The sequence below is a fragment of the Pseudomonas sp. Pseusp18 genome, assembly GCF_059506005.1.
This window is the reverse complement of record NZ_CP169240.1, coordinates 240,752-254,594: the sequence shown is the minus strand read 5'-3', so window position 1 is coordinate 254,594 and position 13,843 is coordinate 240,752. Positions and strand designations below refer to the sequence as shown.

Sequence of the window (13,843 nt, the reverse complement as noted above, 5' to 3'; positions counted from 1 at the left end):
AGACGTGATACACCCAATAGAGTTCATGCGCGGGATTGAGCGTAGTTGGAAATGGGCCGGGATTGGGCGCCAGTTTCGATATTTTTGGTGGCAGGAAGGACGCCTTCGCGGCAAGCCTCACCCTTGCAGGAGCGACTTGCCCGCGATCTGGCGCACAGCGCCAGCCATCCTCAGGATTTAGCAGCAGGCTTGCGCAGCAAACTGAACGCCATACCCCCCAAAAACAGCACACTGAGCAGCAACACCGCCCACAGCCCGATCTTTTTCCAGTTCGTGCCCAGCACCGTTGGTGCTGTCGCCGCCGGGGTCACCACTGCTCCACCGTCCACCGTCGCCTTGCCCAACGTCGCCAGCTTTGCCGCGCTGTAATCGGGAATCAGCGTCGACAACGGCAAGCTTGCAGCCTTCACCGTCGCACTTCCCAGCGCCAGCGTATAAGGCCCGGCACCGCGCGCCAGGAACACCAATTGCGTGGAGCGCACGGCATACCGCACGGTGGGTGCTTCGGCGCCCAGGCCGCCGCCGCGCTCATCTACCGTCAGTTTCAATTGCTGCACGGTCTGGCCCGACAACTGCAATTCGTTCTGCACCACGTCCTGGCCATTCTGGGTCAAGCGATAGAGCAAACCGTTGGTCAGCGGTTGCCACGGCAGGCTGGTCTCCCGGCGCCCCGACAACGTTACCGGTGCCAGGCTGTTGGGCTGATTCAGCTCGATCTGCAAACGCTGGACGTTCAACCCCATCGGCAATTGCCAGATGTACTCACCGGCCTTCACGCTGCTGCCGGCCAAGGGTTGCGACCAGACCAACGGCAGCGGCAAGGTGCGAGGGTTGGTGCTTTCCAGCTGCGCCGAGGTCAGCACCGGCGCCGATTGCGGTGAACTCCACAGCAAGCGCAAATAGCGCGCCGATTGCCCCGGCAGGCCGACTTCATGTTGCTCGACCCGTTCGTCGGCAAACGTCAGACGCGCCACCTGCCCTTCACCCCACGACTGCCAATGCTGCAGATCGTTGCTGGCTTCGATGCTGAAACGCTGGAAACCGTCGCGTTCGCTGGTCCAGTCGAGGATCAATTGCTGCAACGGCGCCTTGATGCCGCTGGCATCGAGTAACCAGCCGCGCAGCTCTTCTTCGCCCGCCTCCAACTGGCTGGACGGCTGCACTTCGATCAACGTGCCGTTGGTGTTCGATTGCACCCGTACGCTCGGCGTGCGTTCGCTGGCATCCGCCGAGTTGTACAACGGGAACCACTTTACGTCGGTCAGCGTGCGGTTTTCGTGGGTCTGCGCAGGCTCTCGGGCCAGAGCGTACGCCTGAGGCTCACCGGCGGCGTTGAACACACGCACATCGCTGAGATCGGTTTGCCGCGCGTTCAGTTGCACGCCCAAGGGCAATTCCAGGCGATACCACGGGCCCTCGCCGCTCACAGACAATGGCACCTGCGTGGCGAAATCCGCAGGTTTTTCCTGCGCGCCAGCCGACAGTGTCACACCCAGCACAACAGCAGCCCACCAGCCCAGGTTCAGCTTCTGACTCAAGATGACGCTCCTTCGGTTTCAGGGGCCGGTTTTTCAGCATCCGGCACGGCTTCGGCACGCTTGGGTGGCAACGGGGCGAAATAACCCACCACCAACAGCAACACGCCAACGCCGATAAACGACACGATCCGCGCCAACCCGCCACGGTTACTCAATTCAACGAAGAACAGCTTGGCGACCACCAGCGCGATCAGCCCTGCGCCGATCAGCCAGACTTCACGGCGGTGACGCAGATGCCCGCCGATCATCAGACTCAGGGCCATCAGGGTCCAAACGATGGACAGGCCAGCCTGCACCAGCATCGATTCAAGCAGCAGATCCAGCGCGAACGGCACGCCACCCCAGTGGTGAGCCGCGCGCATCACCAGCGCGGTAAAGAAGGCGAACAGTGCAACACCGGCAATCACCTGCGTGGCGTTATCGGTGTAATCCTTGCGGATCGCCAGTTGCGTGACTGCGTTGCGGGACCAGACATAAACGCCGAACAGGGCGAACAACAGGCCCAGCTCCAGCGGGTTGATCAGTGGCACATATGGCAACGGCTCGGCGGTGCCGTCGCTGGCCATGTTCGCCAGCCAAAACCAGCCGAGCATCAACAACGCCAACGGCGCGGCTGCATAGACCCGGTACTCGCGGGGATAAGCCGACACTGGCCATGGCCACGCACGCGGTGCGGCCATCAGCACCAGATACAGGCTCGGCAGAATCGCCCAACCCAGCCAACGCCAGGCGTTGTACTGCTCCGACAACAGCAGCAAGCCATAACGCAGCTCCAGGGCCAACACGCCGATCAATAGCCAGCAGCCGAGCACATGGGCGGTGCTCAGGGCTTTTTCGGGCAGCATCGACGCCAGACGCTGCAACGAGATGAAATGCACGACGAACACCGCGGCCCAAACCAGCCAGCCGAAGTTGGCGGCCGGGTGATAACGCGAATGCCAGGCCGCGAGCAACACCAGACCGGCGGCGGGAATCAGCAAGGTGCAGAGCAAGCCCAGCGACGCCCACTTCAGGCGCGGCGCCAGCACCGCCCACAGCGCCACACTCACCGCCGCGACCGCCAGCAACAACGTCGCTTGCAGGTTCACAGGCGCAAAGCGCAGTACTTCGCTGATCCACGCCAGTGCCCACCAACCCGCGCCCCATACCAGCAACACCTCGGACAAGCGCTGCAGGCTCAACACATCGAAAGCCGAAGCATGGTTGCCTAGCTGCAAACGCCAGGCCCCGACAAATGCCGCCAGCCCCAGCACCAGCGGTGTCCAGAACCCGCTATGCGCCAACGGTCGCAACCCTTCGCTGAGCAGCGGCCCGAGCAGGTCTGGCCCGGCGAACAGGAACGCTACGCCGCCGATCACCTGCAACAGCAGACCAAAGACAAAACTCACCCGCTGCTTCAAGTACAGGCTCAGCCAGATGATGAACAAACCACTGGCCGCCCACACCGCACTCGCGGTTTGCCACGGCAACACGAACAGCACCGCCAGGTTGATCAGCACCAGACCGGCCAATAACACCACCGACAAGCCACGCAGCAAACGTACGTCACTGCGCACCATTTCGTCCCGGGCCGCCAACAACATGCCGGCGATCAGTGCCAGCCCGATCAAAGATGCGCTGAGCAAACCGCTCCAGCCGGCGCTGAATACCGCAGCCGAGTCTCCGCTCGCCCCTCGCAGCCGCACCAGGAACAACGCACCGCCAAGCAGTTGCACAGCAAACGCGCTGAACAGGAACGCCCGCGATTGCAGGCGCAGGCCGACGAACAGCGTCGCCAACCCGGCCAGCGCCCAACTGATCGCCGTGCCGTGAGTGAAGAAAAACAGCGGCGCCAGCAGATAGAGGAACGTCAGGCCCAGGCAGGCCAGCACCGGCAACCCCTGGCGCTCCCACGGCAACGCCTGTTCAGGCAACGCTTTGCGTAATTGGTAGAAGCTGAACAGCAGCGCCACGCCGAGCATCAACGCCCCCAGCGGCGCACCGTCGAGCAGGCTGCTCTCGCCGCTGCGCAATTCGCTGATAAAGGCCAACGCCGAGCCCAATTGCAACAGCAAGGCAAAGGCCCGCGCCAGCGGCCGTCGTTGACGCAGGCCGAGCCAGAAAATCCCCGCGCCTTCCACCGCCCAGGCTGCGGCAGTCCAACGCGCATCAAGCCCCAGAGGGATCGCCAGGCTGGCGAAGATCACCCCCAGCGCCAGACAGGTTTCGGCCAACAACAGTGCTCGACCACCCATCAGCAACCGGGCCAGGCTCATGTAAATAATGCCCAGGGCCAAGGCGCTGAAGGCCGCGGCAAATTCAAAGTGCTCCACCAGTGCGAACTGCAGACCGAAGCCCACCAACGGTGGCGCGAACAACATGGTGCCGTCGACGTAATCCCCCTTGCGCGCCGACCAGCGCAGCAGTGCTTCACGGCTGTCGTCCTCGGGCGCGTCGCTCATCTCCAGCAACTTGCGCCGGGTGAACAATAAACCGATGGCCAGGTACATCAGGAAGAACAGAATCAGGAACGGCTCGGTACTCCACAGCAGCTCCGGTCTATAGGAGCGCAGACCCCAGGCAAAGCCGATGCCGAAGGTGCCGACAAACCCGATCAGGTTGAGCAGCCGCCAGGCCTTGAACCACGCGATGGCGAGGATGCCAGCGTTGAGCAGGGCGAAATAGCTGAACAACGCGACGTGATTGCCGGCGCCGGTGGAGGTCAGGATCGGCGCGGCGAAACCGCCCAACGCGGCAGCGGCGGCCAGGCCCAACGCATTTTGGGTAATGGCGAGAATCGCCGAGAACACCGTCACCACAACCAACAGGCCCAATGCTGCCTTGGGATCAAGCAACGGATGCAGACGCATCGCGGCAAATACCGTCAGGTACAACACCGCGATCCCGGTGCCTTGCAGCATCAGCGCGTAGTTGCTGTTGCGCAGTCTCAGCCACCAGCCCAGGGCGAGCAGACCCAAGGCCGCCGCCGCGACGCCGGCATAACGCAACTCGATCGGCACCACCATGCCTTCGGTGGCATAGCGCAACAGGAAGGCCAGGCCGAGGAACAACAGCACCACACCGACCCGCAACACGGTATTGCCGCCGAACAGCCAGTTGCGTGCGCCGCTGATGGCGCGTTCGATGAAGTTCGGGCCGCGCGGCTCGGCCGGTTGCTGCGGTTCGCGGGCGACCGGCTCGGGCTGCCAGACATTGGCGGGCAACGGACGACTGGTTTCGGCAGCGGCCACGGTGATGGGTTCGAATTCGGGGGGTAGCTCCCAGACCAGCTCCGTAGGTGCGAGAGGGGCTTGCTCAAGAATGATTTCAGGCGACTCAGCGGGTTCGCTGACAACCGGTTCGCCTGGTTCAGGTGCCTTGGCACCCGACACCTCCAGCAACGCCAGTCGCTGCTCGACCGCATTCAGCGCAACCTGAGCCTGATCGAGTAAACGTCGCTGCTCGGCCGTTTGAGTGCTCAAGCGGCCGATACGCATGGCCTGGCCGAGACCCAGCCCGAGCAAAGCGCCCAACAGCGCCTCACTGAACAACTCGTCAAGAATCCAGCCCAGCAGCAGCCCAATCAGCATTAACATCCATTGCATGGTCGATATCCCTAAGCGGCCCATTGCCTTGTGGCGTTTGCACTGACCGCGCAGCGGTCACTGAAACATCCGGTAAAACTGGCGCTTAGTATATCGGGCCGGCCCAACAACAGTTGGGCCTTGCGCACATTTGTCGCTAAAAGTTACTCCAAAGCCTTCCAGATATCCGTGGCGTACTCGCGAATGGTCCGGTCGGACGAGAACCAGCCCATCCGCGCGGTGTTCAATACCGCCGAACGCCACCACTCTTTCGAGTCGTGCCAGTGAGCTTCGACCCGCATCTGCGCGTTCCAGTAAGAGTCGAAATCGGCGCAGACCAGGAAGCGGTCGTAGTCCACCAGCGAATCGATCAGTGAGGTATAACGGGACGGATCGTCCGGTGAGAACACCCCGCTGCGAATCGCTTGCAGCACGTCGTTGAGCCGATGGGAGGCGGCGATGTCCGGCGCGGCGTTGAATTCATGGTTACGCTTGCGCGCTTCCACTTGCTGGGCGCTGAGACCAAAAATAAACATGTGCTCGGCACCGATGCGCTCGCACATTTCCACGTTGGCCCCATCCAGCGTGCCGATGGTCAGCGCGCCGTTGAGGCCGAATTTCATGTTGCTGGTGCCCGAGGCTTCGAAGCCGGCGGTGGAAATCTGCTCCGACAAGTCCGCCGCCGGAATGATGCTTTCGGCCAGGCTGACGTTGTAGTTGGGCAGGAACACCACTTTGAGCAAGCCGCGCACCGTCGGGTCGTTGTTGACCACCCGCGCGATGTCGTTGGTCAGCTTGATGATCAGCTTGGCCTGGTGATAACTGGCCGCCGCCTTGCCGGCGAAGATTTTCACCCGCGGCACCCAATCGATTTCCGGCTCGGCACGAATCGCCTGATACAGCGCAACGGTATGCATCAGGTTAAGCAACTGACGCTTGTATTCGTGGATCCGCTTGACCTGCACATCGAACATTGCCGCCGGATTGACCGCGATCCCCAGCCGCTCATGAATCAGATACGCCAGGGCTTTCTTGCTGTGCAGCCGCTGTTCGGCGAACTGCTTGCGAAACGCAGTCTTCTCGGCAAATGGCTCCAGCGCGAGCAAGTGCTCCTCGGGGTTGTCCAGCAGGCTCGGGCCGAGGGCGTCAACCAGCATGGAGGTGAGTTCGGGGTTGGCCTGATAGAGCCAGCGGCGGAAGGTAATGCCATTGGTCTTGTTGTTGATCCGGTCCGGGTAAAGCTTGTGCAGTTCGGAGAACACCGTGCTGCGCATCAGCTGCGTATGCAGGCCGGACACGCCATTGACGCTGTGGGAACCCAGGAATGCCAGGTTACCCATGCGCACGCGGCGACCGTTGTCTTCCTCGATCAGCGAAATCGCACGCAGCACGTCGAAATCGTGAACGCCTTTGGCTCGCAACGAGTCGATGTGCTGGGCGTTGATCAAGTAAATGATCTGCATGTGCCGGGGCAGCATCCGCTCCATCAGACTGACCGGCCAGGTTTCCAGCGCTTCCGGCAACAGCGTGTGGTTGGTGTACGACAGCGTGTCGACCGTGATCTGCCACGCCGCATCCCACGCCACGTCATAGACGTCGACCAACTGACGCATCAGTTCGGCCACGGCGATCGAGGGGTGAGTGTCGTTGAGTTGAATGGCCGCGTGATCGCCCAGGGTCAGCACCGAGGTGTGCATGTTGCGATGGCGACGCAACAAGTCCTGCAAGGACGCGGAGACGAAGAAATATTCCTGGCGCAGGCGCAACTCCTGGCCGGCCTCGTTGCTGTCCGCCGGGTAAAGCACGCGGGAGATACTTTCTGCCCAGGCCACTTCCGCGACCGCGCCCAAGTGGTCGCCCGCGTTGAAGCGCTCCAGATGCAATTCTTCCATGGCCCGGGCGCGCCACAGCCGCAGGGTGTTGACGCTTGCACCACGCCAACCAACCACCGGGGTGTCGTAGGCGATGGCCCGCACGGTTTCCGACGGGGACCAGACTTGCCTCGACTTGCCGGCTTCATCGGTCACGGTTTCGACACTGCCGCCGAAACCGATCGGGTAGGCCACCTCTGGTCGTTCGAACTCCCACGGGTTGCCGAAGTCCAGCCAGTGTTCGGTCTGCTCCTGCTGCCAGCCGTCGACGATGGCCTGGCGGAACAAACCGTGTTCATAACGAATGCCATAACCATGGCCGGCGATGCCGAGGGTCGACATGCTTTCCATGAAGCATGCCGCCAGACGCCCGAGGCCACCGTTGCCCAGTGCCGCATCGGGTTCCAGCAGACGGATGCGTTCGATGTCGACGCCCAGTTCGGTCATGGCCTCGCGGGCCACATCGAGCAAGCCGAGGTTGCTCAGGCTGTCGTAGAGCAAGCGACCGATAAGAAATTCAAGGGAAAGGTAATAAACGCGTTTCTGGCCTTTGCGGTAGATCTGCCGGGTGTGGTCCATCCAGTGCTCGACCATGTGATCACGCGCCGCCAGGGCAATGGCTTCGAACCAGTCATGGTCGAAGGCGTGATCCGGGTCTTTGCCCACCGCGTAAGTGAGCTTGGTCAAGACGGCGTCGCGGAATGCGGCCACCTCTGCTTCGCGAACAAGTGGTTCTTGAGTCATCGATAAGACCTCGAGCGAGCGTGAAGTTGTCTGAGCCTAGTCGGTCTGACAGACCGTAGAGACTCTGGTTCGGCAGTTTTTCCTGTTAGTACGAGATAGATCGACATTAGGTTATCGCGTGCCTGAAACGATGCAGGGGTCGTGCCGGACACAGGACTATTTTGCGACAAGCAAAAAAAATCTGGCGAAAGGTTGTTCAAAAATCCACCAGTCCCGGTATGATCGCGCGCCCTGATGCACACGCTGGTAACAACCGATGATGAAGCCCAACCTGATCGCCGCCGCGGAAATCGATCGCCTCGATACCTGGGCCAAGTACTCTGCCCCAATGTGCGGCTCGTGCATGTCCAGCTGCTGCACGCTGCCGGTCGAGGTCAAGATCAAGGATCTGATCCGTATCGGCATCGTCGACGAATTCGAACTGGGCGATCCACCCAAGAACATCGCCAAGCGCTTGCAGAAGGAAGGGATTGTCGAGCGCTACAACCAGAAGTCCGAGATCTTCACCCTCCAGCGCATGAGCAACAACGATTGCCTGTACCTGGATCGTAAAAGCCGTTTGTGCACTATTTATGATAAGCGCCCGGACACCTGCCGCAACCACCCGAAGATCGGACCGCGGCCAGGGTATTGCGCGTACAAGCCTAAAGAAGTGGTGCGCGAGAACAGCAGCTCCAGCCGCACCCTCGAAAAGTTTTAAAGCCGCCTCGATCCCCGTAGCAGCTGTCGAGCCCCAGCGAGGCTGCGTTCGGCAGCGCAGCAGTCGCAGGCCTGAAAACACGATTTATATGATGCACCGCAGCGTTTGATTTCACGACTGCTGCGCAGTCGAACGCAGCCTCGCAAGCTCGGCAGCTGCTACAGCCAGACAAACAAAAACGCCCCCGGCCTTTCGACCGGGGGCGTTTTCATTCAGCCTGAGTTAACTCAGTTCTTGGCTTTCTTGGCAGCGCGGGTACGCTCGCCTTCGTCCAGGATCTTCTTACGCAGGCGGATCGACTTAGGAGTCACTTCGCACAATTCATCGTCCTGGATGAATTCCAGGGCCTGTTCCAGGGTGAAGCGAACAGGCGGAACCAGGGCGATGGTTTCGTCTTTACCCGAAGCACGCATGTTGTCGAGCTTCTTGCCTTTGGTTGGGTTGACGCCCATGTCGTTGTCACGGCTGTTCAGACCAACGATCTGACCGTTGTAGATCTCTTGACCGTGTTCAACGAACAGCTTGCCACGCGCCTGCAGGGTTTCCAGGGAGTAGGTCAGTGCCTTGCCGGTTTCTACCGATACCAGAACACCGTTCTGACGGCCGGACATGTCGCCGGACTTCATGGTGTCGTAGCGATCGAAGATCGAGGTCAGGATGCCAGCACCGTTGGTCAGGGTCAGGAACTGGTTACGGAAACCGATCAGACCGCGAGCAGGGATGTTGTATTCCAGACGAACACGGCCTTTGCCATCCGGCACCATGTTGGTCAGGTCGCCTTTACGCAGGCCCATCTCTTCCATGACCTTGCCCTGAGATTCTTCAGGGGTGTCGATGGTTACGTTTTCGAACGGTTCCTGCTTCACGCCGTCAACTTGACGGATGATCACTTCCGGACGACCAACGCCCATTTCGAAGCCTTCGCGACGCATGGTTTCGATCAGTACCGAGAGGTGCAGCTCACCACGGCCGGAAACCTTGAACTTGTCAGCCGAGTCGCCTTCTTCAACGCGCAGTGCAACGTTGTACAGCAACTCTTTGTCCAGACGTTCCTTGATGTTACGGGAAGTCACGAACTTGCCTTCTTTACCGCAGAAAGGCGAGTCGTTTACCTGGAAGGTCATGGAAACGGTTGGCTCGTCAACGGTCAGAGGCTTCATCGCCTCGACGTTGTCCGGCTGGCACAGGGTGTCGGAGATGAACAACGAGTCCATACCGCTCACGCACACGATGTCACCGGCAAACGCTTCTTCAACGTCGATACGGTGCAGGCCGTGGTGACCCATCAGCTTCAGGATACGACCGTTACGCTTCTTGCCGTCGGCGCCAATGGCCACGACTGGAGTGTTCGGCTTGACGCTACCACGAGCGATACGGCCAACACCGATAACACCCAGGAAGCTGTTGTAGTCCAGTGCCGAGATTTGCATCTGGAACGGGCCTTCACGGTCAACTTTAGGAGCCGGTACGTTGTCGACGATCGACTGGTACAACGGGGTCATGTCTTCAGCCATGTCGGTGTGGTCCAGACCGGCGATGCCGTTCAGGGCCGAGGCGTAGACGACTTTGAAGTCCAGCTGTTCTTCGGTAGCACCCAGGTTGTCGAACAGGTCGAAGATCTGGTCCAGAACCCAGTCCGGACGCGCGCCTGGACGGTCAACCTTGTTGATGCACACGATTGGACGCAGGCCGGCTTCGAACGCCTTCTTGGTCACGAAACGGGTTTGCGGCATAGGGCCGTCTTGAGCGTCAACCAGCAGCAGAACGGAGTCGACCATCGACATTACGCGTTCAACTTCACCGCCGAAGTCGGCGTGGCCCGGGGTGTCCACGATGTTGATGTGGTAGCCGTTCCAGTTGATGGCGGTGTTTTTCGCCAGAATGGTAATACCGCGCTCTTTCTCCTGGTCGTTGGAGTCCATCACGCGCTCGTCGTTGAGCTCGTTGCGCTCCAGGGTGCCGGATTGACGCAAGAGTTTGTCTACCAGGGTGGTTTTACCATGGTCAACGTGGGCAATGATGGCGATGTTGCGTAGATTTTCGATCACTTGTGTATCTCGATCAGAGGATTCGGTGTGCTGACAAGTCTTGGCAGCGATTGACAGTAGTGTCCGGCATGGCCGTTACAGCTTGACGGCGGTGTCGGGGGGCCGGTGACGCAGGCCACAGGCAAACAGCCCCGGGCACTTAGCTCGGTCGATAAACGCGCACATTGGCATGCCCCTCACTGAGCAAATGGTGGGCATGCAGGCGACTCATCACGCCTTTGTCGCAATACAGCAGGTACTGGCGAGTAGGGTCCAGTTCCTTGAAACGAGCGTTCAGTGCATAAAACGGCATCGTTTGTACCTCAATGCCAGGAAGCTCCAGCGGGTCGTCTTCGGCGGCATCCGGGTGACGGATGTCGATGATGATCTGGCCCGCCAGCGCTTCGCTGACTTCTTCAATCTGCAAGTCCTGGCCCAATTCGTCGATCACCCGATCGATCGGCACCAGTTTGGCGTTTTCGAGCGCACGCTCGAGCACCGCCATGTCGAATTCTTTCTCTTCGTGTTCAACGCGGTAGCGCTTGGCCGCGGTTTTCGGATTGACCGAGATGACCCCGCAGTACTCCGGCATGTGCCGGGCGAAATCGGCGGTGCCGATCTCGTTGGCCGTGTCGATGATGTCCTGCTTGTGGCTGGCGATCAGCGGGCGCAGCACCAGTTTATCGGTCACGCAGTCGATCACCGACAGGTTCGGCAGCGTCTGGCTCGATACCTGGGAGATTGCTTCGCCGGTGACCAGCGCATCGATGTGCAGCCGGTCAGCGATACTGGACGCGGCGCGTAACATCATACGCTTCAATACGACGCCCATATGACTGTTATCGACTTTGCCGAGAATCTCGCCCAGCACTTCCTCGAACGGCACACTGACAAATAACACGCGTTGGGAGCTGCCGTACTTCTTCCAGATGAAATGCGCGACTTCCATGACGCCCAATTCGTGGGCACGTCCGCCCAGGTTGAAGAAGCAGAAGTGGCTCATCAGGCCGCGGCGCATGATCTGGTAGGCCGCCACGGTCGAGTCGAAGCCGCCGGACATCAGCACCAGCGTCTGCTCCAGGGCGCCGAGCGGATAACCGCCGATGCCGTTGTGCTGGCTGTGGATCACGAACAACCGTTGGTCGCGAACTTCGATGCGCACTTCGATTTCGGGCTTTTTCAGATCGATCCCGGCGGCACCGCACTGGCGGCGCAACTGGCTGCCGACATATTTCTCGATGTCTATCGAACTGAATGGGTGCTTGCCCGCACGCTTGCAGCGCACCGAGAAAATCTTCCCGGCCAGCGCATCGCCATAGTGCTGCTTGCACTTCTCGACGATGTCGTCGAAGTCGCCCAACGGGTACTCGTCGATCTGCAAAAAGTGCGCGATGCCCGGTGTGCAGGTCAGGCGCTCGCCCATCTCTTTCAGGACCTTGGGGTCGCTGACGCGGGTTTCCAGCTCGAGATTGTCCCACACACCGTTCACCACCACGGCCGGGTCCAGATCGCGGAGCACGGTACGGATGTTTTTGGCCAACTGGCGGATGAAACGCATCCGTACCGGGCGGCTCTTGATGGTGATCTCGGGGAAGACTTTTACGATTAGTTTCATGAAAACAGCGCGCGCAGGGCCAGCCGAAAAAGGGGGGCGCGGATTATAGCGGAAATTGCTCAAGGTTTAACCAGTTAATGTGCAGAAGGTTTTGCGCGCACCAAAACAGGTCATTTATGGAATTCGACGCTACATTACAGGGCGAGATTTTGCGCTTTATGGTGCGCCGCCCCCTTATAAGCGTGATATTGGGGCAAAAAACCCATGATGAGGCACTGGCATGCAATTTGCTCCCTTGTGAGGCAGGTTGCCATGGCAGAGTATTCGCGCCGGCATCACCCACATATAAGGGCATCCACTACTAGCCCTAAGCCACCCGGAGGACACTATGTCGAAGTCGGTTCAACTCATCAAAGATCATGACGTCAAGTGGATTGATCTGCGCTTCACGGACACCAAAGGCACTCAGCACCACGTGACCATGCCGGCTCGCGATGCGCTGGATGAAGCTTTCTTCGAAGAAGGCAAAATGTTCGACGGTTCCTCCATCGCTGGCTGGAAAGGCATCGAAGCTTCCGACATGATCCTGATGCCGGACGACACCACTGCCGTTCTCGACCCGTTCACCGAAGAGCCGACCCTGATCCTGGTCTGCGACGTGATCGAGCCTTCGACCATGCAAGGCTACGACCGTGACCCACGGGCGATTGCCAAGCGTGCCGAGGAATACCTGAAGTCGACCGGTATCGGCGACACCGTATTTGTGGGTCCAGAGCCTGAGTTCTTCATCTTCGACGAAGTGAAGTTCAAGTCCGACATCTCCGGCTCGATGTTCAAAATCTTCTCCGAACAAGGTTCGTGGATGTCCGACCAGGACGTGGAAGGCGGCAACAAAGGCCACCGTCCAGGCGTCAAAGGCGGCTACTTCCCGGTTCCGCCGTTCGACCACGACCACGAAATCCGTACCTCCATGTGCAACGCCATGGAAGAAATGGGCCTGGTCATCGAAGTTCACCACCACGAAGTGGCGACTGCCGGTCAGAACGAAATCGGCGTGAAGTTCAACACCCTGGTTGCCAAGGCTGACGAAGTTCAGACCCTGAAATACTGCGTACACAACGTAGCTGACGCATACGGCCGCACCGCGACCTTCATGCCCAAACCTCTGTACGGCGACAACGGTTCGGGTATGCACGTTCACCTGTCCATCGCCAAAGATGGCAAGAACACCTTCGCTGGCGAAGGCTATGCCGGCCTGTCCGACACCGCTCTGTACTTCATCGGCGGCATCATCAAGCACGGTAAGGCTCTGAACGGCTTCACCAACCCGTCGACCAACTCCTACAAGCGTCTGGTCCCAGGTTTCGAAGCTCCAGTAATGCTGGCGTACTCGGCTCGCAACCGTTCCGCTTCGATCCGTATTCCTTACGTGTCCAGCCCTCGCGCTCGCCGTATCGAAGCCCGTTTCCCGGATCCAGCAGCTAACCCGTACCTGGGCTTCGCTGCACTGTTGATGGCTGGCCTGGACGGCATCCAGAACAAGATCCACCCTGGCGACGCAGCTGACAAAAACCTGTACGACCTGCCGCCTGAAGAGGCGAAAGAGATCCCACAAGTTTGCGGCAGCCTGAAAGAAGCCCTGGAAGAGCTGGACAAAGGTCGTGCGTTCCTGACCAAAGGCGGCGTTTTCAGCGACGACTTCATCGACGCTTATATCGCTCTGAAAAGCGAAGAAGAAATCAAGGTTCGTACCTTCGTACACCCACTGGAATATGAGCTGTACTACAGCTGCTGATCCGGTAGCGCCGCGTCACGCGGCGCGACAAAAGAGAGGCCTCCTTCGGG

Annotated in this window: 7 protein-coding genes; 2 read left to right on the top strand and 5 right to left on the bottom strand. The window is 59.9% G+C overall.

Translation table 11 applies throughout. The features are described from left to right. Positions 1–170: 170 nt before the first annotated feature. The 3 genes from ACEN9A_RS01070 to ACEN9A_RS01060 form a co-directional block, all read right to left on the bottom strand. Positions 171–1,538, bottom strand: a complete 1,368-nt coding sequence (locus ACEN9A_RS01070; protein ID WP_258672046.1) for a DUF3999 domain-containing protein — start codon at positions 1,536–1,538, stop codon at positions 171–173. Next, complete coding sequence (locus ACEN9A_RS01065) at positions 1,535–5,122, bottom strand: DUF2339 domain-containing protein (protein WP_258672045.1); 3,588 nt, start codon at positions 5,120–5,122, stop codon at positions 1,535–1,537. Before ACEN9A_RS01065 ends, ACEN9A_RS01070 begins: the two co-directional genes overlap by 4 nt. A 143-nt stretch (positions 5,123–5,265) precedes the next feature. Then, positions 5,266–7,716: a glycogen/starch/alpha-glucan phosphorylase gene (locus ACEN9A_RS01060; protein WP_019650815.1), complete on the bottom strand. Its 2,451-nt coding sequence runs from the start codon at positions 7,714–7,716 to the stop codon at positions 5,266–5,268. Between the two features lie 259 nt (positions 7,717–7,975). On the opposite strand from ACEN9A_RS01060, the gene ACEN9A_RS01055 reads away from it, so the two are divergent. Further along, entirely contained in the window at positions 7,976–8,416 is a 441-nt protein-coding gene (locus ACEN9A_RS01055; protein ID WP_258674128.1) for a YkgJ family cysteine cluster protein, read from the top strand. Between the two features lie 227 nt (positions 8,417–8,643). Here ACEN9A_RS01055 and typA read toward each other — a convergent pair whose 3' ends face one another. Both typA and thiI read right to left on the bottom strand, forming a co-directional pair. Further along, the gene (gene typA, locus ACEN9A_RS01050) at positions 8,644–10,464 is read right to left on the bottom strand and encodes a translational GTPase TypA (RefSeq protein ID WP_008028025.1); all 1,821 of its coding nucleotides are present in this window, start codon (positions 10,462–10,464) and stop codon (positions 8,644–8,646) included. 139 nt (positions 10,465–10,603) lie between these two features. Beyond that, the gene (thiI, locus tag ACEN9A_RS01045) at positions 10,604–12,058 is read right to left on the bottom strand and encodes a tRNA uracil 4-sulfurtransferase ThiI (protein WP_258672044.1); all 1,455 of its coding nucleotides are present in this window, start codon (positions 12,056–12,058) and stop codon (positions 10,604–10,606) included. Positions 12,059–12,386: 328 nt separating this feature from the next. Between thiI and glnA the strand changes: the two genes are divergently transcribed. Then, positions 12,387–13,793 (top strand): glutamate--ammonia ligase, encoded by a 1,407-nt coding sequence (gene glnA / locus ACEN9A_RS01040; RefSeq protein WP_019581810.1) that lies wholly within the window; start codon positions 12,387–12,389, stop codon positions 13,791–13,793. Positions 13,794–13,843 lie beyond the last annotated feature (50 nt).

What these genes read in the sequence shown, in the direction of transcription:
- ACEN9A_RS01065 (WP_258672045.1), bottom strand. Translation starts at nt 5,122, where the DNA reads ATGCAATGGATGTTAATGCTGATTGGGCTGCTGCTGGGCTGGATTCTT.
- ACEN9A_RS01060 (WP_019650815.1), bottom strand. Translation starts at nt 7,716, where the DNA reads ATGACTCAAGAACCACTTGTTCGCGAAGCAGAGGTGGCCGCATTCCGC.
- ACEN9A_RS01055 (WP_258674128.1), top strand. Translation starts at nt 7,976, where the DNA reads ATGAAGCCCAACCTGATCGCCGCCGCGGAAATCGATCGCCTCGATACC.
- thiI (WP_258672044.1), bottom strand. Translation starts at nt 12,058, where the DNA reads ATGAAACTAATCGTAAAAGTCTTCCCCGAGATCACCATCAAGAGCCGC.
- glnA (WP_019581810.1), top strand. Translation starts at nt 12,387, where the DNA reads ATGTCGAAGTCGGTTCAACTCATCAAAGATCATGACGTCAAGTGGATT.